19 protein-coding genes and 1 other RNA gene are annotated in these 25,556 nt (G+C 44.2%); 4 read left to right on the top strand and 16 right to left on the bottom strand.

Annotated features, from left to right (window positions below):
* Nucleotides 1-3: 3 nt before the first annotated feature.
* From M2444_RS12105 to M2444_RS12080, 6 genes are all read right to left on the bottom strand, one after another.
* Nucleotides 4-630: a hypothetical protein gene (locus M2444_RS12105; RefSeq protein WP_280787081.1), complete on the bottom strand. Its 627-nt coding sequence runs from the start codon at nt 628-630 to the stop codon at nt 4-6.
* A 144-nt stretch (nt 631-774) separates the two neighbouring features.
* Complete coding sequence (locus M2444_RS12100; RefSeq protein WP_280787080.1) at nt 775-1,458, bottom strand: Crp/Fnr family transcriptional regulator; 684 nt, start codon at nt 1,456-1,458, stop codon at nt 775-777.
* A 217-nt stretch (nt 1,459-1,675) separates the two neighbouring features.
* A complete protein-coding gene (locus tag M2444_RS12095) occupies nt 1,676-2,602 on the bottom strand; it encodes an alpha/beta hydrolase (RefSeq protein ID WP_280787079.1) in 927 nt (308 codons plus the stop codon).
* 232 nt (nt 2,603-2,834) lie between these two features.
* Complete coding sequence (locus M2444_RS12090) at nt 2,835-5,420, bottom strand: metallophosphoesterase (protein WP_280787078.1); 2,586 nt, start codon at nt 5,418-5,420, stop codon at nt 2,835-2,837.
* 3 nt (nt 5,421-5,423) lie between these two features.
* A complete protein-coding gene (locus tag M2444_RS12085; RefSeq protein WP_280787077.1) occupies nt 5,424-6,689 on the bottom strand; it encodes a class I SAM-dependent methyltransferase in 1,266 nt (421 codons plus the stop codon).
* Nucleotides 6,690-6,713: 24 nt separating this feature from the next.
* Nucleotides 6,714-7,505 carry a nucleotidyltransferase domain-containing protein gene (locus tag M2444_RS12080; protein ID WP_280787076.1) on the bottom strand — a complete coding sequence of 264 codons (792 nt, stop codon included), beginning with the start codon at nt 7,503-7,505 and terminating at the stop codon, nt 6,714-6,716.
* A 229-nt stretch (nt 7,506-7,734) separates the two neighbouring features.
* Between M2444_RS12080 and M2444_RS12075 the strand changes: the two genes are divergently transcribed.
* Nucleotides 7,735-9,048 carry a helix-turn-helix transcriptional regulator gene (locus M2444_RS12075; protein ID WP_280787075.1) on the top strand — a complete coding sequence of 438 codons (1,314 nt, stop codon included), beginning with the start codon at nt 7,735-7,737 and terminating at the stop codon, nt 9,046-9,048.
* Entirely contained in the window at nt 9,035-9,838 is an 804-nt protein-coding gene (locus M2444_RS12070) for a WYL domain-containing protein (RefSeq protein ID WP_094877779.1), read from the top strand. The genes M2444_RS12075 and M2444_RS12070 overlap by 14 nt, the downstream gene beginning before the upstream one ends.
* 195 nt (nt 9,839-10,033) lie before the next feature.
* Here M2444_RS12070 and M2444_RS12065 read toward each other — a convergent pair whose 3' ends face one another.
* Together M2444_RS12065 and M2444_RS12060 are read right to left on the bottom strand one after the other, a co-directional pair.
* A complete protein-coding gene (locus M2444_RS12065) occupies nt 10,034-10,660 on the bottom strand; it encodes a DDE-type integrase/transposase/recombinase (RefSeq protein ID WP_280787074.1) in 627 nt (208 codons plus the stop codon).
* Nucleotides 10,661-10,936: 276 nt separating this feature from the next.
* Nucleotides 10,937-13,066, bottom strand: a complete 2,130-nt coding sequence (locus M2444_RS12060; RefSeq protein ID WP_094874405.1) for a pectate lyase family protein — start codon at nt 13,064-13,066, stop codon at nt 10,937-10,939.
* A gap of 266 nt (nt 13,067-13,332) precedes the next feature.
* On the opposite strand from M2444_RS12060, the gene M2444_RS12055 reads away from it, so the two are divergent.
* On the top strand, nt 13,333-13,509 hold the full coding sequence (locus M2444_RS12055) for a hypothetical protein (RefSeq protein WP_179085866.1): 177 nt from the start codon (nt 13,333-13,335) through the stop codon (nt 13,507-13,509).
* A gap of 141 nt (nt 13,510-13,650) precedes the next feature.
* Here the strand turns inward: M2444_RS12055 and M2444_RS12050 are convergent, their stop codons facing one another.
* Both M2444_RS12050 and M2444_RS12045 read right to left on the bottom strand, forming a co-directional pair.
* The gene (locus tag M2444_RS12050; RefSeq protein ID WP_094874404.1) at nt 13,651-14,904 is read right to left on the bottom strand and encodes a mechanosensitive ion channel family protein; all 1,254 of its coding nucleotides are present in this window, start codon (nt 14,902-14,904) and stop codon (nt 13,651-13,653) included.
* A gap of 95 nt (nt 14,905-14,999) precedes the next feature.
* Nucleotides 15,000-15,857: a LysR family transcriptional regulator gene (locus M2444_RS12045; RefSeq protein WP_094874403.1), complete on the bottom strand. Its 858-nt coding sequence runs from the start codon at nt 15,855-15,857 to the stop codon at nt 15,000-15,002.
* Nucleotides 15,858-15,985: 128 nt separating this feature from the next.
* Between M2444_RS12045 and M2444_RS12040 the strand changes: the two genes are divergently transcribed.
* On the top strand, nt 15,986-16,975 hold the full coding sequence (locus M2444_RS12040) for a zinc-binding dehydrogenase (protein ID WP_280787073.1): 990 nt from the start codon (nt 15,986-15,988) through the stop codon (nt 16,973-16,975).
* A 139-nt stretch (nt 16,976-17,114) separates the two neighbouring features.
* On the opposite strand, the gene M2444_RS12035 is transcribed toward M2444_RS12040, so the two are convergent.
* The 6 genes from M2444_RS12035 to rnr all read right to left on the bottom strand — a co-directional run bounded on the left by M2444_RS12035 (nt 17,115) and on the right by rnr (nt 25,477).
* Nucleotides 17,115-18,431: a BaiN/RdsA family NAD(P)/FAD-dependent oxidoreductase gene (locus M2444_RS12035; protein ID WP_094874401.1), complete on the bottom strand. Its 1,317-nt coding sequence runs from the start codon at nt 18,429-18,431 to the stop codon at nt 17,115-17,117.
* A 31-nt stretch (nt 18,432-18,462) separates the two neighbouring features.
* Nucleotides 18,463-19,779: an aminoacetone oxidase family FAD-binding enzyme gene (locus tag M2444_RS12030; RefSeq protein ID WP_094874400.1), complete on the bottom strand. Its 1,317-nt coding sequence runs from the start codon at nt 19,777-19,779 to the stop codon at nt 18,463-18,465.
* A gap of 432 nt (nt 19,780-20,211) precedes the next feature.
* Nucleotides 20,212-20,577, bottom strand: a complete 366-nt coding sequence (locus M2444_RS12025; RefSeq protein ID WP_094874399.1) for a hypothetical protein — start codon at nt 20,575-20,577, stop codon at nt 20,212-20,214.
* A gap of 253 nt (nt 20,578-20,830) precedes the next feature.
* Nucleotides 20,831-21,195, bottom strand: a transfer-messenger RNA (tmRNA) gene (ssrA, locus tag M2444_RS12020).
* A gap of 198 nt (nt 21,196-21,393) precedes the next feature.
* Complete coding sequence (smpB, locus tag M2444_RS12015) at nt 21,394-21,873, bottom strand: SsrA-binding protein SmpB (RefSeq protein WP_042123338.1); 480 nt, start codon at nt 21,871-21,873, stop codon at nt 21,394-21,396.
* Between the two features lie 730 nt (nt 21,874-22,603).
* On the bottom strand, nt 22,604-25,477 hold the full coding sequence (rnr, locus tag M2444_RS12010) for a ribonuclease R (protein ID WP_280787200.1): 2,874 nt from the start codon (nt 25,475-25,477) through the stop codon (nt 22,604-22,606).
* Nucleotides 25,478-25,556 lie beyond the last annotated feature (79 nt).

Raw genomic sequence — 25,556 nt, 5'->3', positions numbered from 1 at the left:
TCATCACCGCATATTTCCTATAATACTACTTCTGGAATCTTGCATTTTTTTAACAAAATTCGTCATTACATCAAAAGCTTCGTTACGTTTATTCGATAAACTTTGCAGGCGCAGCATATCCATTTGCTGACTATTGCTTGCACTATCAATCTTTGACTTGATTTGTCCCAACAGATTCTCAAGCTCTCCTTTGGTTTGCGGTATAGCCATACCCATAGCAGTAAACATGGCCCCCTTGTTATCTGCCAGCTGTACAGCAGAGCTGACCTCAGCACCTGAAGGAAGCTTCCCCAGCTCTTCATTGATCACTCCTAGCAATTGATTCAGTTGTGAGATTGTTTCATTCTTGGCTTGTACAGCTGCAATTTGATCTTTCAGCTGCTCGTCTAACATACTTGCACGACTCGATTGTACAGCCATCATTGCTGTTTCAAGATCCATGTCCTGAATGTTAACCTGTGTCATACCACCCACTCCATTCACACTGCCTACCGAATTTTGCGTGGCATTTCCATTCAGGGCATCTTTAACGGAGTTATAAACCGAATTGTTATATAACAAAGCCCCTCCTACAATGATCCCCAGCACAAAAGTACCGGACATAGATAAAACCAATTTTTTCACACTCATTCCATTTCCTCCTTTCGTTTATGGATGGTCATTGTGTCATCACGATTCATAAAGCCAAACGAACGCGTTCTTTGTTAATAATATTATATCATTTAGGGTGATTTACAGTCTGTAATCCCAATTACAATTCCCATATATTCAAGCTCAAATGACGTCGAGTATATTTCTAAGTCTATCTGTGTTACACACGAGTATTTTCCTCTGATCAATCCGTATCAACTGCTCATCCTGCAATCCAAGCAATGATTTCGTCACTGTCTCACGTGCCGTTCCTGTCATATCCGCCAGATGTTGATGCGTCAGTTTCAAATCGATAAGAACACCATCATCAGAGGACACTCCATGCTGTTCCGTTAGACGCAACAACACGCGAGCAATGCGCGTACGCACATCGATAACGGTTAAGTCTGTGATTAATTTATTGGCATCACGCAGACGATCTAACGCTGTTTCCAAAATGCCGATTAGTATTTCCGGATTACTTTTTAATAAGGGAATGAAATCGCGTTTTTTCAGAATACATAAGGTGGATTTCTCGATGGTCCTTGCAGAAGCAGAGCGTGCTCTTTCATTTTGTAACAAAGCCATCTCTCCAAAGAAATCACCTTCTCTAAAAATAGAAAGGATTACATCCCTAGAGTGGTTATCTTGATAAATTTGAACAACTCCAGAGATAATAAGATAGAACTCCTCTCCCTCTTCCCCTTCAAAAAAGATGGATTCTCCTTTTATATATGTACGCTCGCTACATAGCTTGGAAATTTCAGCTAAATATTCAAAATCCAGATGTTCAAAGAACGGGAAATCGCGCAACAGTTGTGGGTTCACCTTCAAGAGAGACCTCCAGTGTGAGTGAATAATTCTTTTTAGGATAAAAGTTAAAAATTCAGGACTATCCTTTATTGTAATTGTTTTAATTTAAGATAAATAGTGACAGCAGTCATCAAATTATCATATGACATTTTTACATTTTGTGGATATAAAAACAAAAAAGAATCAACCGCGCGGATCATCGAAAAGATACTCACGGCTTGATTCTCCTTTTCTACTTAAAAGCTCCTCGTAAAGCTTCAATTCTTCTCGCTACACTCTGCTGCACAATTCCGCTTTTTTCCGCTATATCGTATCCATGAATGGTTCCTTTGGTGTGATACAATTCAACCTGAACTCCACATTCTTGTAAGGCTTCTGCGTAATGAATTCCTTCGTCTCTCAAACAATCAAACTCCGTAATTTCAACATAAGCATTAGGCAAACCTTTTAATGAAGTTGCTTCCATAGGAGACGCATATTCTCTCTTGCCAGCTGCTACTCCATTCTTGAGATATAGCTTCCACATCTTCTCATTAAGCTTAGAGTTCCACAGAGGTGTGTCTGTAAACTCTTTAATGGATTCCGTAGTCTGTCTTGCATCTGTCACTGGATAGAGTAACATTTGAAAACAAATAGGAGGCGCCTGCCTATCGCGAGCCATTAGAGTCACTGCAGCAGCAAGCGCCCCACCTGCACTATCCCCACCTATAGCAATTCTACTCCTATCAATGCCTAAGGCATCCGCATGATCACTGGCCCATTCAAATGCTGCATAGCAATCTTCAACGCCATATGGGAAAGCGTACTTCGGGGCTAATCTATAATCCACAAATATTACTTTGCAAGGTGTCTTTGAAGCATACTCACAGGCCCAATGGATATGGGAAGGTGCTGCCTTTAGGACAAAGGCTCCTCCATGAATGTAAATAAGGCAGGGAGCGTTTTGGGATATACCCTCAGGTTCAATTATTGTCAGCTGAACGCTTCCGTCTTTATAGCCTGAAATAACTTTTTTTGTTACCTTCACACCTTCAGCAGAGTTGAATTTTTTCAAACTTCTCGCTATGAATTTATTTAAAATTGGCAATAACAATGGATTTAAGGGAAGTGCTCTCTTTTCATAGGGTTCAAAGTCGCTATGGATTTTATATTTACTCATTAGATTCCTCCTATAATCAACTCATTAAGTAAGTACATCTTATCAAATCGTACTAATATGTCCACGTATTCATAACAGAAGCTGCATATAAAAAGACATCTCTATAGGTGAGTCCGCTTCAAATATATTTTCCTTGTTGTGCTTCTCCCCAGACAAAAAAAGACTCCCGGGACCTTCCCGACAGCCTGAACTCATAATTGGCAACCCAAGTTTCTTCACCCAAAACAATCCTCTACAACCTCGGGTCGATCGCTTTCTCTTTCGTTACCTCGAATAACAAGTTTGCCGCAATTTGCTTGTAGACCTCGTTGGCAGACGAAATCTCACCCAGCTTCACTTCTAGCATTTGTCTGCCCAGCCGGTGCTCAATTAAGGACGTACGAAGCTTAGGAGCGATATTCTTCTGCTTCATCAGCTTGGCATACTTATGTGGAAACTTGTAGTCGTACCCGTAGATGATCGACAAGTAGCCCGGATTGCGGACCTTCATATATGGGACTACCCCCTGCTGTTCTTGCTCCGGTTTGATTACAATTCCCTCCATATGTTTCTCTACCGTTATCTTTGCGAAATACGCCTCTGCCCTGATGTAAGCATCGGGCTCATTCATGTCCAGAATCAGAAATTCATCATCATTTAAGAACCGGTATAGTTCGGAGGTTTTGCCGTCAGGTACCCGTTCATCGCCATTCTCCAGCACTTCCTTCAGGATTGCAAAAGGTTTGTATGCGAATTCCGCATCACCCGCATATAGCTCCAGCTGCTGCTTATATACCCGGTAGGCTTCGTCACGCTGGTCAAGATCTACATACGATTCTCTTATGTCACGGACATGCTTAAAAGTCTGGTAAACATGAGACCCATAGTTATTGTTAAGCGCCTCTTTCGACATATGGTGCTGGTCTTGTTCAAACCCGCTTACTTCAAAATCCTGTATCAGTTTACCCAGTGACTCCTCAAATCCATATTGTCTTAGGAAATCCAGCTCTGTCTCCAGCGCCTTGCCAATCGGCTGGAACTGACGCTCAATTAACCCATCCCCAAGCGCTTTCCAAGGTAGCAGCTCGCCATCCAGTAAAAGCACACCAATCCCCTGCTCAGCCATATAGGTTCCGAATTTATGAAGCAGCTGTTCGTAGATGGGCGTTAGATCGACCGCCTGAACCTTATAGCCGTTCCGGCTAATTGCGTAACACTGCTCTATATCCCGATAAAGGTACACACTACAGCGTGATCCCATATATTTAGGCTGCAGGACGACTTCAGATATACGACGCTCGGCAAAATAATCCAACCCTTTTCGCAGAGACTCAAGCTCACCGGCAGCCACATCCTTATCCGCAGGTGACATCGTCCCGGAGATGAAGTTGACCCGGTTCTGCGAGGAATACTGCAGTCTGCGCACAGACTCATAATCAAGCTCTAACAAGGATACGGTTTGCTCAGCCCGGAACAGGATAGGTAGCTCTTCGTGCACCGTAGTCACATGCGATTTTTGACTTTTATAGAAAGGTTTAAACGACATGCGAACAGAAGTTAGTTCATTACCCTGCGCACTCCCTGTGTCGAGGTGGAGTTTGTTTTTGATCCGAAAAGTCTGCTTGGCTGCAATATGTCCGAAGAGATGAAAGGGGTGATTACTAACAGCTTCTTGCTTTAGGAAATCAAGCTGTTCCTCAAAGGAAACCTCACGATCCAGCCGAAAGTTACGCTGATGGCGTAGTGAATTCGTATCCAGCTTACCAATGTACTTATTACGGCAAGGAGCATGGGTAACATAAAAAGAAGGACCTTGCATACCGATATAGCGGTAAAAGGGCTGGGATTGCTCTACTAAAGCCGAAAATTTACTAAAAAGCGCAGCATCCTCCTTAAGCACTTGGGTGGAATCAAAGTACGTTCTTAGCAGTTCGGGATCGGTACCTTGAATCTCACCCTTTACGTACTTGTAAACAAAGTTCTCGTGATTACCCATAACAAATAGGAAATGCTCGCGGTTATCAAATAAGAACTCAATCGTCTCCCGCGTCTGCTTGCCCTTATCAATCCAGTCACCAGCAAGAATAACTCGGGTGTTACTCAGCTTATCTGTAGCACTTAACTTCCCTTCGTGCACCCGGTAGCCGTAATTAAGTAATAGTCCCCGAAGCTCTTCGACACACTCATGAACATCCCCAACCACAATATACTCTTGTGCTTGTAGAAGTACCGTAGATGCGTAAGTATCCCAATCCTGTATAATCACCCGGTAGTCCGGGTTAGGTATATCTTCGTCCTCGAGAATAAAATCTTTAGCACGCACCTTATGAATCTTGTTGTAGCCTTCCCGTGACAGAACAGGCAGGACTTCTTTTCTCAGCCGGTTTAAATGATTGGAGATCAGCTTCTTCGAGCGCTCCGAGACGTAGTAATCCTCCCGTTTGCGGTAATCAAACAGAATAACCTCCAGATTGTAATTATTTTGCCCGGCGATCTCACGGACTTTACTACGATAATCTTCGGATAGCCCAATGGTATCCATCACCACAAACTCCGCATTAATCGGAAAAGAAGTGACTAACTTCAATCTCTCAAATAATAATTGAAAGGTATGCGAACTCGCCTCCAGCATAACCTGATCATACTTATCATAGTCGTAGCCCAATATCTCCTGGCGGATACTATCTGAGGATAAATACTGCACATTCGTACGTAAATCTTTGGAGGCATCCTCTAGTTTTAACTGCGGGATCAGAACTTCTTTAGCAAAAGTCGATTTCCCGCATTCCGTTGCTCCTACAAGCAGAAATATGGTGTGTACACGCGTTTGAATTTCCACTGTCTATTCCTCCTTTCTTCGCACAATAGCGCATTGCGTCGTACGGATCTCGCCAACCCGGTCACCAACCATCAAATATTCGACCTCGACTGCTAAACCTTGAACCGTATCCAAAACCCATTGCCCGAACGCTTGCTGTCCCATTTCCCATTTATGATCTTCATGCCGGAACCCTTCCAGCTCATAATAACGATTGAAATCAGCATTCGGTGTGGTCACAATAAGTTGTTCGAAATTCACATTACCGACAATTTGCTGAATAAGCTCTGCGGCTTCACCTTCACTCATGTGCTCTACAACTTCTGTTAGAATCACATCAACCTGCTCCCCGTTGTACGACTCCAGAAAATGGTCCAGCGAGCCAAAGGTTGCAATGTTATCAATGTCCTTAGCTTTCGCTTTCCGATTCACAACCTCCAGCAACGCCTCGGCTATATCTACCGCATAATAGGTACTCTCTATTTTTCCGGCAAACGGTATCGCATAGAAACCTTCTCCGCAGCCGATGTCCAGAATCGACTTATTGAATGGAAGCACACTTGAAATAAACGTACGCCGCTGCATTGCAGTACCGCCATACTCCAGCCCAATAGAATACTGGTCCGTTTGTTCGATGGAGGCTTTATATCGCTTGAACCGTTCCTTAGAGGTAAGGAAATTCCTTGCAAATAGACTTCTTATATAAAAAGGTGCATCAATGACGTTAAGGCTGCGGATATATTTATCCAAAATAGCATCCGAAATATCTATGTACTCTTCCCCAAATATGGACAAGAACAAGGACAACACACTAACAACATGCAAGAGATGATACAAGCTTTTATGTGTGGTAATTGTCAGTGAATAGCTCTTATGCGCCTGATGCTGCAAGGAGAAGGTATAGCCCTTTAAATGCTTTTGGAAAAATTCAATATAGTGTATCCGCTCAACCTGAACCATATTGATGAAAAAAGAATGCTCATATCCTTCCACATCGCGTTCATCCTGCGCTTTGAAGGGTGTAGAGAAAAACTCATTGACCGTATTAAGCGGAAATAGAGGTGTATTAAACCGGGAGACATTTAAATACTCAAAGCTCTCACTTTCGTTCTGCTTGTAGGATATATCGTTATCTGCATCCTTAAAATAAACGTTATAAGTTCCATCGTCAGAATACCATCCATAAGCCAATCCCTGACGAACCGGACGAAGCTGCATACCTGTCACTGGATTCTTTTTAATTAAAAAAGTGAATTTTGGATTCGTTGATTTCAGTTGTACAATAGCCATACCATCTTCCTCCTATCAATCTTTCTATAAGACCCGTCCCCATACTTCCTGTAAAGCTTCTCGAAATAGAGCATCCAGCTGATGATCTCTTTTGTCCTCCTTAGCATTTAAGGACGCCGCCACCTTATCCAACACTTGGAACTGTTCTTCTAAATAATCGTTAATTGCGGTTAGCTGCGGTTCATAGTCTAGTTCCTCACCAGATTTTTTCCGGGCCAGCAATTGCTGAATCACCTGCCACAGCTCTTCATCCTTCGGAATAAGCCGCTCTACCAATATATCGAACTCCATCGGCGGCATCTCTCCATATCGGTGAGTCCATTCACAGGCTAGAACGGGACGAAGTACATAAAAATACTTTTTGATCTTGACCTGCTCGCCTTGCAGATAATCCCGGTAGTTGCCTCTTGCCATGTTTAAGTAATGGTACATACAAGACTTCGGCGAAAAGGTGTACGAGGAGATGCTTCTAAGCTTCTCTGCTATACTGTACTTTTCTGCATATTGAATGGGTGATTGCAACCACTCCAGCAGGGGTGGATTAGACTTCCGAAATAAATTCAGTGCTTTCCGCAAATCCCAGCCATTGATATCAAGCCTATTGTTAATAGGACGCTCGATCACATCCCGCTTATCAAAAATAGATAGGTACCATTCCGGTTTATGCAGATAAATAAACCTCACATCATAATCACTGTCCTGCGATGGGAATCCCCACGCCCGGCTGCCTGATTCACAGGCATACAATATTGTAACTTGCTCCTCCTGTTCAATCTGTTCCAGCTGCTCACGGATAATCTTGTTTATAGGATCCATCTTCACCCCTCCAGATCGGTTACTTCCCTATTCTCTACCCTTGTTACTATTCGAACGCCTCATCAGAATTGTTTCGGCTTCATGGATCTATCTTCGCTCATCTTCCCTGTAACGAACAGGGCGGAAGTATGGCGGCGGCCAAAAACACTTCCATTTTATTCAACTCTGGTGCTTAATATAATGAGTACTACTATTTCTAATGGATTCGCTACAGGCTGGAGGAATACAAATGGCCCGGGAAAGTTTTGACAAGGAGATTCAATTTCTTCGCATGCTCTCTTTGGCAGGGGGAGCTTACAGCAGACAACAATTCGCCGATCGTCTCGGCATTTCTGTACATACCTATGACAAAACGCTGCGCAACCTGAAGGGCATGGTAACCGTCTTACAACAAGACCTGCCTACAGAACAAGGAACAGAACTCTCTGAGTGGCTCCGCTATAACTACTATGAATCTGCCGACCCGCTGCTCCTGTTCTTGTTCCGGGCGAAGTCGCTTAAGGAAACGGAGAGCATCCGGCTTACTCTATTATTAACTGCGCTCCAGACTCAGGAGCTAACGGCTAAAGATCTACAGGATGTCTGCAGTGAGAAAATGCCAACCCATTATCCAATGCCCGATGAGAAGACCATCCGTGGAGATCTGAAATACCTTGAGGAAGTTGGCGTTATTCTTCGTGTAAACGAAGGGCGCCCTTATCGATACAAGGCTGCTAACGATCTGATTGATCAATTATCCGGCGATCAGCTCTTGGATCTTTACGACTATGTTGATGTCATCGCCAACACGCAGACTCCGTCTGTGCAAGGTTACCTGCTGCGCGACACCCTAAAAAAGGTCCTGCGGAAGCGGGGTTATAACCTCGAAGCTACGGAAACCCATAGATACAAATATAATTATCATTCACGTATTCTTGATGAGGCACACCTATATACGATATTTGCAGCGATTCAGCAGCGAAAAAAAATAAAATTTCTATATTTATCCCCTAAAAAGGGAAAAAACTACGCCTCTCAGAATACCAATCCTCTCTTTGAGCGGGAAACAAGGGGCGTCACAGAAACCGTTCTTCCGCTCCGCGTCATCTATGACCTTCAATATGGGCGCTGGTATTTAATCGGACATAATTCACGTATGGGCATCATGAAATTCCGAATGGAGGGCCTTACTCAGATTGAAGAGGGCGACACTGTGGAAGAAGCAGAGTTTGCTCAGAAACTCAGCAATCTGGAAGAGCAGATGACAAACAGCTGGGTTATAGATACCACCCGTGCGATTAAAGTGGTGGCGAGATTTTATAACCCCAATCGTCCAGGTGTTAATTTCATTCGGGAGCGGGTTGAAGCACAGGGACAGTGGGGAGTAATTACGGAAGAGTCCGATTCTACATTCCTTTATGAGATCACAGTGAATGGTATTTATGAAATTAAGCCGTGGTTACGAAGCTTTGGTTCGAGCTGCGAGGTATTAGAACCCCCTTGGCTGCGTAAGCAATTCATCGCGGAGTGGAAGGAGATTCACAGCTATTATGAATCCATTTGAGAAAATATTTAACTTTCAAATTAATTCCCGCCTCGACGAAGTGGGTTCATTAGCGCTGACCTCCCAGGAACGTTCTTGGCTAAAAACCATGTTAAAGCACCCGGCTTCAGAAGCAGCTTTTACACTAGACACCTTAAGTAAATTGAACTCCATATTGGAGACAGAACCGTCCACAGAAGTGAAGGAAATTATTATGGAGAAAGCCAAAAGCAAAGAGCTGCAGGTCTATCATCCAATGCTACGTACACTCCGCCGTATAATCATGCAGAATCAAGCGATCCTTATTACTTTCCGTATTAAGCATGGAGGGCAACGAACTGACCAAGCCGGGTTCCCTCACAAGCTGGAATATAATTTGTATAAGCGGGAGTGGTATCTGCAATGGTACAGTACCCGGCAGCGTTCTCTTATGTCCACCAAACTAAAAAACATTGTTTCTGTCGAAGCAGCCCCCTTCCCCGCCAAACGGATTGAAGGCTTGAAAGCAAGGATAGCTGGCTTATTAGAGGATCAAAAAGAATGTGCATGTATTCAAGTCATACCAACCTTTAATACTGAGCTGTCACGAATTCTATATGCCTTTTCCTGTTTTGATAAATCCGTGTCCTTTGATGAAAACTCGGGTATCTATCGCGTCAAAGTCATCTACATGAGAGACGACAGCGAATTTCTGTTGTCCAAAATCCGTTTTCTTGGCCTGCGCGTAAAAATCGTCGAGGGTGAGTATCTTAAACGGCGCATGCTGAAATCCGCAGCTATGGCGATTGATCGGTATGGGGAAGGAAGATGAAGTTAATATTGAATGACCGCTTTGATTATCAATTTCGATAGATTTTGACAATTTTTCTTAATTACTTAAGTCTTATAAAAAACATTCTATCGAACAAATGGAGTTTAAGTCGAATGGTTAGACCTTTTATCGAATAAGCAGACAGAGGAAAGACATCCCGCCTTGTTGGAGAGATTGTCGTTCACCACCAATATATCAATATAAAGGGGATTTTCCGTTCATAGGATAAAGCTTGCGCCAGGATGCTTCGACGTAAGCCCTTTTCAACGTATCCATCACGAGGTTATTGTTGTTGGAATGGCTTAATACCCATGAGACAATAGAATTATCATATACATCAATAATGGCACTCCAATAGGCTTTGCGCCCATTCCCGTACTTCAATTCTGTCACATCTGTACACCATTTTGAATTAGGGGAATTTGCATTAAAGTTACGGTTCATTACATTTTCAGCTACATGGATCTCCGCAGCTTTCACATAACTTGCTCGTTTTCTGCGAATGACCGCTTTGAGCCCAAGTGCGCACATGATTCGGTAATAACGCTTTTTGTTGTACTTCTTTTTGAGCTTTCGGTTCAATTGCGTGCGCATTTGACGATAGCCAAGTATCCCTTTTCGCTTGTCATAACGAAGCTTTATTTCTTTGGCTAACGCATGAATTTCAAGTTCCATGCTAGAGGGTTTCCATTTTAACCACTTGTAATAGGCAGATCGAGCAACTCCAGCTAATGCACACAATTTCGTAATTGCGTGATCTTTTTCTTTGTTCAGTTCTTGAATCGCTTGATACAAGTTCACTTGCCGAACGAGCGTTAGCATGTATTTCGTCGCTTGATCTCCGCCAACTTTTTTGCGAAGTCATTCTCCATCTCTAGGTATTCATTTCGCGCTTCTAGCTCTTTAATCCGTAGCTTCAGACGTTCATGCTCATCTAGTTCTTCTTCAGGCTTTTTGCGACCGCGATTGTCCTGAAGATCTTTTAGACATTAGAAAAACTCCCATCATTGTAGCAGTAGAAGTTTTTGTTTTTTCTACTGTCTATTATGATGGGAGCATATCACAATATCGCTAGCAGCTTTTATTTTATAAAACTATCTATTCCAACTTCATATAATACAGATTCGCCGTACTATCCTTCGTTATGATATGTGCGCCCGCCGTAATGGAGACAGTGGCAATGCCATTCGTTATAGGATAACTTGTTCCATCCACTTTGATTTTGGTTCCTTCTGTGTTGAACACTAGGGTTAGGGTTGAAGCTTTAGCAGCTGTGAACTGAATACTGGTTGCACTCTCAATTTTTAGACATTGGGTTAGGGTTGAACCCTGATATGTCACATTTCCCTTACTGGTTGAGAGATTCCCCTGAATATTAAAGAAGCTGCTCGTTGTTCCATCAGTGGTAAAGTTATGCAAGGTTGCTTCCGCTGAAGGCACTGGCGTGCCCGCTGGAGTCGGTGTAGGTACAGGTGTTGGTGTTATTGTTGGAGATGGTGTTGCTGTTTGCACAGGAGTAGCTGTTGGAGTCGGACTTGTTGGGTTTGAATTGCCCCCTACAGAGACAAGCCCCGTTGTGTAGCTTCTGATTGCAGACATCAGCGCTGTATTCAGCGCATACGATGCATCATCCACGGAATCATTAAATGCCCATGTGAAGTCTCCGCCATTCAGACGTCCGGCTTTTGCCGTAACAACCTGTTCTACATTGCTTACGTTATCAATATTCGATACGTTCACTCCGGTTTGGACGCTCGTATCGAAGTTATTATATGCTGTTCCGCCTTTTAATGCTTTGTATGAGCCTGGGACGGATTCATTTCTAGACGAGGCTAAGTAGGCATCAAATGAGGCTGCATTAGCAGGAGCTGTGCCTGTATTGGAGTTAGCGTAGATAAGACTTGAAGCATCAACAATTAGATTGTTATAAGCTTTAATCACACCTCCATTTTCACCCGAGAACGTACCCTCACCTAAAGCATCTGTACCCTGTAAAGAACTAAGCATTGGGTCTTTAGTATTTCTAAATACATTGGATTCCACAAAAGCCGAAGCTCCGGTTGTAACGCCGACACCATATTTCGAGACTCCATCATAGAAGTTATTATAGACGTGAACAGAGGCCACTCTGATCCGCGGATGACGGGAGTCCGAATGATCGAACCAGTTATGGTGGAAGGTAACAAAGAATTCTGCAGACTCACTAAGTCCGACTAGAGCAGCCTTTCCGGAATCAAAGTAGTGATTATACGAGATGGTAATGTACGTCGATCCTTTTTTGAGGTCCGTAGATCCGTCACCCTTGGCTTGGTCTGCATCGCTCCCTGCGGATCCATAGAAAATATCATTATTATGCACCCATACATTCGCATTGCCTGTGTCCATTGAAATGCCATCGTCAGGAAATAACATCACACCCAGATTTCTTACTTCCAAATTACCAACATATCTAAGCAGCAACCCCCAACTGTATGCATAAGCATCTTTTCCGATACCTTCGATTGTAATATTCATTTCCGAATAATTATTTTTACCTTTGACTTCAAGATATCCACTGCTGTTAAGCTGTCCGCTCAGGTCAGCAGCTGTAACTTTACCGATAATTCGGATGGCAAGTGGGGTTGTATCATAACCCTTTTGTCTCAGAGCCAAGATACTACCAAGACCAACGCCAGTTTGTACAGCACCTGAGCTGTTGATTTTCACATCAAGTGTTATGGTTTTCGCATTCTGAGATGTTATATAAAGCACTTGAGCACCATTCCTAAGGGTTCCATTCTCATTATAAGCACCAGAACCCGTACCAAATGGCGAGCTTGCCGAAAAAGAAAATCCAGATCGATCATATGACGTTACGGATAACGTATTTGATACTGCACTTGCCGCTCCTCCCCCCGAAAGGGTAGCTTCAACCTTCATTACATAACTTCCAGCTGCAAGCCCTACAGCATCCGCTCTCCAATAGGAAGAATATTTGCGGATCAATTCATTATCAATCTGTTGGTACCCCGAATCTGACGCGCTTGCCTGTTTAACATATACGTTATATCCTGTCGCATTACTTACAGGTGACCATTCCACATATGCCGCTTCATTCCAGCCTCCACTGCCTGTTATCGAAAGACCAGCAGCATGCACTACTGTATTTGTCCATCCACCTGCTATCAAAGAAAGTGCAAGAGAAAACAACACACCAATACTGATTACCTTGGCAATACTTTTTTTCATTTTATTCCCTCCTGAAATATTACATTTTATAGAACTGAAACATCCCCAACATATCAGAACAGAAATCAGTTCCGATACAATCATTTCCTCATATTTTTCACATCTAACAGTATTCTGAGTTAATGATTATAGGACAGAGCATTGATACATCCGTACTCTCGGCAATGTATCCTGGGCTCTTGTGAAAATACAACACGAATAGCCACACAGTAGCCAGCACATAATAAAAATCACAACCATTAGATAATCAAGGGAGGAGCTTTCAATTGAGTGCAAATCAACCAGATAAGAATCTAATCAACACAGTAAAAGAACTGGAAGCCACGCCCGTAAACAGCCTGGAAGCCCAACAGCAGCAGCAAGCCCGTAATGATCGCCGCAAACAAGCTCTGCATGACAGCGATGGCAAATTCTCAGAAAATGAATCTGGGAACTTCCATTAGAGTCTTCTGCTATGTCAGAACCCCAATAAATTGTACGTTTTATGATCCTTTCCAAAATGAAAAAAGCGTAAAAAAGCGACCACGATGGTCGCTTTTTTACTGATATTAAGAAATGCCTTCTCCTGCAAATCATTTTTATCTTCAGTATCCGGATGAATACTCTTTGCTTTCTTTTAAGCGAGCAATATCATGGCCCGTCGGGTTTTGAAAGACACGAAGCCCAAATATCGGTACAACTGCAAAAATGTGATCAAAGATATCAGCTTGAACCGATTCATACACCACCCAGTTAGTATCATTGCTAAACGCGTAGATTTCTAAGGGCAGTCCATTATCCTCTGGCGCTAGCTGTCTGACGATCAGTGTCATATCCTTATGAATTTTAGGATGATTCCTCAGATATTCATGGATATATTCTCTGAATACACCAACATTAGTGAGATGTCTTCCATTTACTTTACTCTCCGTATTGATTTGATGTTCGATATTATAAATGCTAATTTCATTTAATCTTGCCTTTATAAAATCGGAAAGGTAGTGAATCTTCTGGAATTCCTCCATCATTTCTTTTGTACAAAAGCATATGCTGCTTGTATCGATATGAACACTTCGTTTAATCCTTCTGCCGCCAGATACTTGCATGCCCCTCCAGTTTTTAAACGAGTCTGAAATAAGGGCGTAGCTAGGAATCATGGTGATTGTTTTATCGAAATTCATAACCTTTACCGTATTCAATGTAATGTCAATTACATCACCATCCGCATTATATTTTGGCATTTCGATCCAGTCACCTACACGCACCATATCATTCGATGATAATTGAACACCTGCCACCAAGCCCAATATAGAATCTTTGAAAATTAGCATAAAAACAGCTGATAATGCACCTAACCCACTAAGTATAATCAGTGGATTCTGACCAACGAGGTTAGAGATCACCACAATAACACCAATGATAAATAGAATAATCTTTGCAACCTGAATGTACCCTTTAATCGGTCTAATCTTGGAGATCTCAAACGAGCGATAAATAGCATCGATTGCATTAAGTAGTGCATTAAACACTGTGATAGTTACGATAATCATATAAGTTAAGGCGGATTTTTCAATAAAAGCCTGATATAGCGGAAAGATAGACGCAGAATAATAGATGATGAAGGCTGGCGCGAGATGCGACAGCTTGTGAAACACTTTTTTCTCCAAAACGATATTATCCCACGAATACCGATCCTTACTAATGAAATGAATAATTATCTTCAGCACAATTTTTTTGGCTATTAAATTGGCCAATATAGAGAGTAGTGCTATAAATAAGACCATGATTATATTCGAAAGATAAACTGTCATTTGTTCGCTTACACCGTATTCTGCTAGTTGATCTTTAATAAAGTTCATCATTTTCCTCCTGCTGCGTGTTCTTAGATTGTTGTTTGATGAAATAGTCTAGTACTAAACTAACATTCAACACTTCGGTCGTTGCGGGTTAACTATTATTGCCTAGTTTTAACTAGTTGGATTAACCTTGTCAACGCGCTTGAGTAAATCGAGTCATGCCTATGCACAAACCATACCTGCAAATCTCGATACTCTTCAGGCAAACGGTGGGAAGTAATTATGCCCTGTTCTTCAGCCTTGGCTATCGATGACTGTGGCAGCATAGACACACCGAGTCCAGAGGAAACGCCATCTAGAATAACTGCTAATGTTCCAAATTCCATTATCTGATAAGTGGTCAGGCCAGTGCCTCTCAGAAAACTCTCTGCTTTTGCCCGATGCGTACATCCAACGTCAAAGAACAACATCGGTTTCATGAGTAGATCATACATTTCGTTTTGTCCCGGCTCAGAGATCAACACCAACTCCTCTTCAAAGGCCGCAATATGTTCTATATCTGGATCATCAACAGGACCATAGACGAATGCTCCATCAAGCTCGTAATCCAACACCTTTTGTAAGAGCGTATGTGTCACACCCGTAGTGAGCGATAAATTAACATCCGGATATCGTGATTGATACTCGGCCAATAGCGGAGTCAGATGAATGACTGCTGTCGCTTCAATGGAGCCTATCCGAAGAGGCCCTGCAGGATGGTCCGAATATTGTGTAGTTTTCACAGCCTCATCCATCAGAGCCAGTATCTTATCCGCATATTCCAGTAAATTTTCGCCAGCCAAAGTTAGCGTCATTCCTCGATTGGACCTCCGAAAAAGAGGGGTTTTCAACTGCGCCTCAAGATACTGAATTCGAGTCGTCACATTAGATTGTACATAATTTAACATTTGCGCAGCCTTGGTTATACTACCCTCTTGAGCTACAGCTTGAAATATTCTTAAATCTCCGCTTTCCATTTCTATGTCACCTGCTTGGTATGATCATTTATGATACTCACATTCGGTTTTGTTCATTTTACTGTATGATTCCCACTCTGTACAATTCAGAATAGATTCATTGAAATACGAATTACTGGAGGATTAGGATGAAAGCAATCGTACATGCTGGGATGAACGGCTTGAAGAGCCTGACATATGAAGACGTTGTTGGCAAACAGCCGGGCTTCGGCGAAGTAAAAGTAAGGCTGAAAACCGCAGGGTTAAATCATCGAGACTTATTTCTCATGGCGGATCGAACAAATGAGGATTCTCCCCTGATTATGGGCTCTGATGGGGCGGGTATAATTGAAGCGGTAGGTGAAGGCGTAACATCACTTACAGTAGGTACCGATGTAATCATTAATCCGTGTATCGGATGGGAAATCACCCACGATGTCCCGAATGTTCCGGCCATAGTGGGCGGCCCTTCAGATGGTACATTTGCCGAGTCTATCATCATCCCTGTGCAAAATGCCATCAGTAAGCCGGCTTATTTGTCTTGGGAAGAAGCGGGCGTGTTGCCCTTATCTGCCTTGACAGCCTATCGGGCTTTGTTTACGAGAGGCCGCTTACAGCAAGGTGAACATATCCTTATTCCAGGTATTGGTGGCGGTGTGGCTACTTATGCCATGCTTATGGCTTCAGCAGCGGGTGCACGAGTCAGTGTCACATCACGAAGGGAAACAAAAAGACAAGTTGCTCTTGCACATGGAGCAGATCATGCCTTTGACAGTTATAGTGATTGGAAGGAAAGTATGAACGGAGAAACAGTAGATCTCATCCTGGATAGTATCGGGCCAGCGACGTTCCAACAGTACTTTGATATCATTAAGCCAAATGGCCGGATCGTCACGTTTGGGGCAAGCTCAGGAGATCGAATGGAATTAGCAGTACGATCCATATTTTTTCCCCAAATCAGTGTCATCGGAACCTCAATGGGAAGCAGTGAAGAGTTTGTTGCGATGCTTCAATTTATGGAACTCCACTCGATACGCCCTATCATTGATAGTATGTATCCTTTACAAGATACCTTTCAAGCCTTTCAGCGAATGCTACAGGGCGAGCAGTTTGGGAATATTGGAATAAGAATTGATTGAAAAAAGACACCTCTCAAGGTGTCTTTTACTTACTCCAAACGGAGCAGAGCCGTGGCAAGGCAAATCTATTAGCCGCCGTGTGTTCAATGCATGCAAGTATTCCACCGCAACGTTTCAAGAGTCTGCAACCTCTAGCCTCTTATGTGGTGCCGGCACGTCGTTTAGCAAGCGCCATCGCAGCGACATGGCCTGAGCTCCAGGCCCATTGCAGGTTATAGCCGCCGCAATCACCATCGACATCCATCACCTCACCTGCCAAATAAAGCCCAGGTACAATCTTAGATTCCAACGTTCCTTCAACTAGGTCAGTCGTATCGATCCCACCAGCTGTTGTTTGTGCATTCGTGAAGCTATTGGTATCGGCCACTTTAAATTCCCAACGCTTCATGAGTCGATAAAATATTTTCTTAGTTTTCCACGATAAATCCTCACAGAGCAGGTGAACCTGTTGATCAATTCCCGCTTCCTTCAGCAGAACCGGAATCAACTTCTTGCTGATGATGCCGATAAAGGCGTCCGCAACTGTCCGGTGCCCGAAGATCGCCCAGTGTGTTTCCAGAAAATCAATTACCTCTTCTTCCGTACGTTCCGGCATCATATCAACCGACAATGTCACGGACTCTCCTCTTCCGAGATTATACGCAGCCTTCCTGCTTAGCTGAAGTATTGGCGGGCCCGAGATGCCATAGTCCGTGAAAAGAATTTCACCATATTCACTGCGGATGACTTCATTGTTTACGATAATATGACCTAATCCCTCGAATTTGATGCCAGATAGTTCCTTTAAATACGGATAATCTAACTTCAATTGCACAATGCCTGCCACAGGATGAATCATAGTATGTCCCAGCCGTTCGACAAGCGTATAACCGGATCCATCTGTTCCCGTTTTCGGAGCAGTAAGACCCCCCGTACATAGAAAGAGGTATTCGCTGGTATACTCAACTAGCTCCTCTGTCTCCGTTTGGCATTTAATCGTAAAGCGCGGATGTTCCTCCGAAACGATAATATCCAACACTTTATGTTTATAATATACGGGAACATTCCGATCCTCCAGCGCCAGCTTAAATACACCCGGCACCGAAGCCGCCTGCAGCGACATCGGATACATCCGGCCATTCTCCAAGCTTACAAAAGGAAGCCCGAGCGAGGAGAAAAATTCGATCGTTTGGCGGACACCGAATTGCCGCAATACATGTATTGGGAATCCTTCCTGATTACTGTGATACTTGTGTGATAAAGCGGCCGCTTCATCCGTACCGGTGGCGGTGGATTGGTTCGTAATGTTGCAACGCCCGTTACCCGTCGTTATTATTTTCTTCCCAAGCCGGTCATTGCTTTCAATAATTGCTGTATCAATACCTTGATCCCTCGCTGTAACTGCAGCCATTAGACCTGCAGCACCCCCACCGATAATGAACAGCTCGTGGTGCTTAGAAGTCTGATCCTTATACATGTTAATTGATGCATCCCTTTTCCTAATAAATTTATTGAATTGACTTAGCTAGCGCCATGGCGGCCACATATCCGGAACTCCAGGCCCATTGCAGGTTATAGCCGCCGAAATCTCCGTCCACATCCATCACTTCGCCAGCCAAATACAGCCCAGGCACCAGCTTGGATTCCAGCGTTCCCTCGATTAGTTCAGTCGTATCGATGCCACCAGCTGTCACTTGCGCATTCGTAAAGCCATTGGTATCCGTCACTTTAAATTCCCAACGCTTTAAGATTCGATAAAATGTCCTCTTAGTTTTCATCGATAGATCCTGGCAAAGTAGCTGTGGCTGCTGGTCGATGCCTGCCTCCTTCAGCAGGACAGAAACCAACTTCTTGTTGAAGATCCCCACAAGAGAATCTGAAACAGTCCGGTGTCCAAAGGTCTCCCAGAGCATTTCCAAAAAATTAACTAGCTCTTCCTCCGTGCGGTCCGGCATCAGATCAACCGATACTGTCACATTCTCTCCTCTTGCGAGATAATAAGAAGCTACCCTGCTTAGCTGGAGAGCTGCCGGACCAGAAATGCCATAATCCGTGAAAGCAATCTCACCAGATGCACTGAGAATGTTTTTACCATTTACAAAGATATGGGCTTGTCCCTGAAATTTGATACTGGTCAGCGCCCTCATATTCGGATACTTTAGCTTCAATTGCACAATGGCTGGCAAAGGCTCGACCAGGGAGTGCCCCAGACGTTCGGCAAGGATATAACCAGGAGGTTCTTTTCCCGCATTTGGACCGGTAAGGCCACCCGCACAGAGAAATAGATATTCACTGGTATAAACAACCTCTTGTACCTCCCCCTCCTCTGTTTCCGTTTGGCATTTTATCGTGAAGCGCGGATGATTCGTCGAAACAGTAACATCCAACACTTTGTTCTTGAGGTATACCGGAACATTCCGATCCTCCAGCGCAAGCTGAAAAATATCCTGCACCGCTGCAGCTTGCAGCGACATCGGATACATCAAGCCCTCCTTCAATCTTGTAAGCGGAAGCCCGAGCAAGGAGAAAAAATCAATGGTTTGACGAATGCCAAATTGCTGTAATACCGCCAATGGAAATCCAGCCTGATTACTGTGGTACTTACGCGACAAAGCGACCGCTTCATCCGTACCCGTCGCAGTGGAATCATTCGTAATGTTGCAGCGGCCATCACCTGTCATTAATATCTTCTTTCCAATCCGGTCGTTGCTCTCCAGAATGGCAGTATCGATACCCATATCACGCGCAGTAACAGCGGCCATTAGTCCGGCAGCACCCGCGCCGATAATTAACAGCTTATGGTGGGTACTTTGAAATTGATTCATGATGATCTCACCCTATTTCTTATTCTAAATAAATATTATAGCATTAAGTAACTATTAAATCCTTTAACTATAGGTATACCGTTCGCGAAGCAATGCTCTATATCCCTATTTTTCCACTATTGTATATACCTTAAACTCAATAATTAATTATATCAAAATAAAAAGACAATGCAGCATATAAAGAAAGAGAGCATGCGTTTAAACAATTCTTTCAGATTCACGTATGAGAATATATTAGTATTAATAATCACCGTACCTTCACCCGTCGTCTTCATACCCCCTAGTAAGTGAGTCATGCTGTTACTGTATCCACTAACAGCAAGCCCCAGAACAGTCTAGGGATAAGCCGTTTAACCGCCACGTATTATCCGAAACTTCCGTTAGAATGAAAAAAGACACCCTTCAAGGTGTCTTTCTCTGATACTCCATATACTAATTCCCTGCAGAATTAAGATACGTTTCAGCTTCTTCTATCGATTCATACAAGTTTGCAATATCTTTAAACATACGATACATTTGCGCTTTGTAGAACGAGGTAGGCGCAACATACACCCATTTGTGTTTTGTAGAGATTCCAGCTTTGACAGCTTCTTCACTAGTTGGAGCAAGAATTGCCAACACTTCTTGCTTAAATACCAGGCCACCAGTAATTACAGTCATACCTGTAAACCCTCGCTTAGTTTTCTTCAGTACTTTCGGAAATTGTTCCGCATACGCAAGGGCATCCTCAACATCCATACCGTCCGATGTTACAATAATTCTGTTTTTGTTTTTAACATAATCAATAGTAAAGCTCATGATAGTAATTCCTCCGAATGTTTTTCTTTTTGGATGCTTAATACCATAATTTTATATCAATTCGAGTTCTTATAGATGTAGTTTCGGAAAATGTGCCATTAATTATTAACTTCAAAGTGAATGATCTTATTCAAGATGTAGACAATAGGTCTGCAATAATGAACACATTTAGTTCCCCATAACTCCTTGTCTAGATTCGGTGTACAATCCAAGCACTAAACAGCAAAAAACCCGCTAATTCAGCGGGTTTTTCTTATGGAGCCGAGGGGAGTCGAACCCCTGTCCGAAGATAACGGCACATAAGCTTCTACGAGTGTAGTCACAGTTTTGATGTCACCCGAGTATCGCCCCGTAACCGGCTATACGTTGGGTCAGCCTGATTATCTTCTTCCGTTGACCCCAGGCGGAGACCAGACGGCGTATCCCACTACTTGTTAGCCCCTATCCCTGTCACATGGGCGATGCAGGGTAGAAGCACGCGCGCAGTTTCTTAGGCTGCGAAAGCGTAGTTGTTTTGTTGTTTGCCGTTTAATAGGCTTTAGCGTTGATGAAGCGGACGCGTCCCCACTACTCGCTACTCATGCTCGAACTACCCCCGTCGAATCCAAGAACGGCCCCTCATTAAAAAGGGCGCTTCGGATCAAGCGGATCTTCCAAGCAAGAGAGATCCAATCCACAGCTTCTTCTTGAAGAAGTCTGTAACGAAGCAATAATCTTACTTACTCAGTATATCACATTTATCAATACTTTAACACGTGGGTTAAAGGAATTGAAGGTGGAAACTGGTACTCATTTGAATCGTCCATTCTTCCTAGATTATCTGGCGATCTTTTGCTTCTCACGCAATACACGCTGGATATCACGCTGAGCATCACGCTTAGCAGCAGAGTCACGTTTATCGTACTCTTTCTTACCTTTACCAAGACCAATTAACAGCTTCGCATAGCCATTTCGCACATAAACCTTGAGTGGCACAATCGTAAATCCATCTCGCTTGGACAAGCCCAGCAGTTTATGAATTTGCTCCTTATGCATCAGCAATTTACGAGTACGCGTCGGGTCCGTAGGGTTAGCACGATTACCTTGTTCAAACGGGCTGATATGCATGTTGTGAATGTGAATCTCACCGTTACGGATCGTAGCAAAAGCATCTCCAATATTAGCGCGGCCATTACGCAGCGACTTGATCTCTGTACCTGTCAGCACCAAGCCAGCTTCATAAGTATCCTCGATAAAATAATCATGGGAAGCTTTTTTGTTCTGGGCAAGTACTTTCCCGTCTGCTTTTTTACCCATGAGAATCACTCCTTGAATCATATTCATAAGTTAAAGTAACCATGTCTCTCTAATCTTAAACGACATAGTCATCGAACGTCTGATCTATATTGTAACAAATGGAATCGATTGTGCGCAAGGAAGGATCAGGTAATCCTTTCTCGGCCATTTTGACAACTAGTTGTCAGTAAGTTTACCCAATAGTTAACTTTAATTACATTTGTTTGTAAAAATACGTTTGTGTTTCTTTATTCACACATCCCAGTCCACTCATACCCTTTTCTATTCACTCTTTCCCTCCGATGCTTCGCTAAAGCTACATAAATGCACTTTATAAATCTATTTAATATATTTAGACGCTCGATGGTTGTTTAGTTGTACTTTCTGCAGTTAAAAACTCGAAAACATGCGGTTTTGAAGATACTGATCAGATTTAGTTGTACAAAGTGCAATTAACCTCAATCTCTACTGAAACACCGGAATTTTAACTGCACATTATGCAATCAAAAAATAAGCATCGTTATAACACTGGTTACTTCGCTCCAATCCAAGTGTCAAAGTCACAAAATGACGCTGTCTCATAGCTTCTTCAGGCTATTACTTAACAACTTATGGAAACCAATAGTCTCGTTCAGAAACGAGAATTTCACACTTGAGCAGCGAAAAAAAATTAAAAAAGCACTGCCCCCTCAAAGGAGACAGTGCTTAATCTTGCGTCATAGAGCTACGTAACGCAGTCCAATAACGTTATTTATTTCTTCTTTCTCTTACGAGGAGCTCCGTCTGGAGCGCTGCCTGTAGTGTCACTACGTTTAGAAGCGGCTTGATCAGACGTCTGAACGTTACCCGGTGTCACGGATTGACCGATGAACACACCGCTTTTGTTCTTCTTTTTCCGGCGACCTTTACCTGTTGGAGCACCGCCACGGCCTTCTCCACCGCCAAAGTTACCACCGCGGTCCTCACGGCTACGGAACTTCGTGCTGCCGTCCAGACCGCGGACTTCGCCGCCGGAAGAGTCAGACGCAGGAGCGCCATATCCGCCTTTGCCGGAGCCAAAGCCGAAGCTAATGCCGCGTCCACCACCGGCACCGCCGTTATCACCACCGCGGCCTCGCCCGCCGCTGCGCTCACGCGGCGCGCCTGCGTTGCCGGCTTCGCCTCCGCGCTCTGCGCCGGTGCTTCCGCCCGGCGCCGCCACTACCCGGCTCGCATCCTCGCCGGTATCACGCCCGTGCTTCCGCTTTCCGCGTCCGCCCGGTGCAACACCGGCCGCTTCGCGCGGCCTTTCGCCGGCGCGCACACCAGCGCCCGGCTTGCTCTTGCCCGCGCCTACAACAGCGCCGGGCTTGCCTTTACCGCCGCGGCCCTTGCCGCCGCCGGCTTTACCCCCAGCGGCTGGCTTGCCGAAGCCGCCAGCCCCACGGCCGCCCTTGCCACCGCGGCCGCCTCCAAAGCCACCGCCGCGATGTTCACCTGGCGCGCGTGGCTTCATGTCGACCAACTCGAAATCGATCGTGTGGTCATCCATATTTACCTTGGCGACTCGAATCTTCACCTCGTCACCAATGCGGAACACCCGCGATGTGCGCTCGCCAATGAGCGCCATATGCGCTTCGTCGAAGTGATAATAATCGTCGCTCATAGCGCTGAGACGAATAAGGCCTTCGACAGTATTATCCAGCTCGATGAACATCCCGAAGCTGGTCACACTGCTGACCATTGCCTCGAATTCCTCGCCTACTTTATCCTGCATATATTCAGCTTTCTTCAGCTGCTCTGTATCGCGTTCTGCTTCTACCGCTACACGCTCACGCTCCGAGGACTGCTGAGCAATATCCGGCATCCGGCCGGCCAAATAATCATGCCGTTTCTGGCTCAGCGCCCCTCCATTCTCAATCACTTCACGCATTACGCGGTGAATGACCAGATCGGGGTAACGGCGAATCGGCGAAGTGAAGTGGGAATAGTATTCCGCAGCCAGTCCGAAATGGCCTGTGCTCTCCGCATCATATTTCGCCTGCTTCATGGAACGCAACATCATTGTGCTAATAACGGTCTGTTCTTTAGTCCCTTGGATTTGCTCCAACAGATCCTGCAAAGCACGTGGATGAACCGAATTGCCACGTCCCTTCACGTGATATCCGAAATTAGCTGCAAAAGCCATAAAATTCTGCAGCTTCTCTGGATCTGGATCTTCGTGAATCCGGTAAAGGAACGGAACCTTCAACCAGTGAAAATGCTCCGCGACTGTTTCATTCGCCGCGAGCATAAATTCCTCGATAATTTGCTCAGCTACAGAACGTTCACGCTTCACAATATCTACAGCCTTGCCGTTCTCATCTACGATGATTTTGCTCTCTTCAAAGTCAAAATCAACCGCGCCCCGCCGCATCCGCGCATCACGCAGCTTCATCGCCAATTCTTTCATGAGACGGAAATCATCAATTAATGGACTATAGCGCTCCAGCAATTCTGGATCTTCATCCTCCAAAATTTTGCGAACATTGGAATAAGTCATTCTTTCCTTGGTGCGAATCACACTTGTAAAGACATCGTGCTTCACGACCTTCATGTGTTCGTTAAATTCCATCTCGCAGGACATCGTTAAGCGGTCTACCTGTGGATTCAAACTGCAAATCCCGTTAGACAAACGATGAGGCAGCATCGGAATCACCCGATCCACCAAGTACACACTACAGCCCCGATCATAGGCTTCTTTATCGAGCTCAGAGCTCTCACGTACGTAATAACCTACATCCGCAATATGCACGCCTAGCTTGTAGTGTCCGTTCTCCAGTCGCTGAACATTAACCGCATCATCCAGGTCCTTAGCATCCTCACCATCAATCGTGACAATGTTTAGTCCGCGCAAGTCGCGACGTCCCTGCTCAGCAATTTCCTCTTCTGTGATGGAGTCCGGAGCGTTGTCCGCTTCGTTCATCACTTCAGCGGGAAAGGCCTCTGGTAGCTGATGTTTACGGATGATAGATAGAATATCAACTCCCGGATCATCCTTATGTCCGAGGATCTCAATAATTTCACCCTCTGCCGCTGATCGGCCTTCTGGATAATTAACAATGCGCACAACGACCTTTTGGCCGTCTACCGCTCCCATGAAGGATTGCTTTGGAATAAAAATATCACGGTTAATCCGTTTATCATCAGGCAGCACAAAACCATAGGTCTCCAAGTTTTGAAATACGCCAACTGTCTGCAATACGCCTCGTTTTACAATACGTTCAACTTCACCTTCCATACGTCCGCCGGACGGACTTTTAGAAGTAATACGGATTAGAACGATATCTCCATTCATAGCTCCCTTAAGATCATTCGCATGGATATATACGTCAGGATGATCACGATCATCCGGGATAAGAAAAGCGAAGCCTTTCGCATGAGCCTGTAACCGGCCTCGCAGTAAATCCATTCGTTCCGGCACGCCATAACGTGCATTTCGAGTTAATACAATTCTTCCGTCCTGCTCTAATTCAATTAGTAGTTCCTCGAACTTTTTAAACCCTGTGCTATCTTCTAGAGCAAAATGGCTCACCAGCTCTTCATAAGTCATTGGTTTATATGCAGTTTCCCGCATGAAATCGAGTAATATTTCTTGTGTTATCATGTTCGTCACCCCAACCCTCCGCGGCTCCAAGCCGCTGGCAAATATGTATGTCTTGTCCTGCTCTGTAGTAATGCCAAGT

The sequence above is a fragment of the Paenibacillus sp. PastF-3 genome (genome assembly GCF_029893135.1).
In the GTDB taxonomy this organism is placed as follows: domain Bacteria; phylum Bacillota; class Bacilli; order Paenibacillales; family Paenibacillaceae; genus Paenibacillus_AQ; species Paenibacillus_AQ nitricinens.
This window is presented reverse-complemented; position numbering and strand designations above follow the sequence as displayed.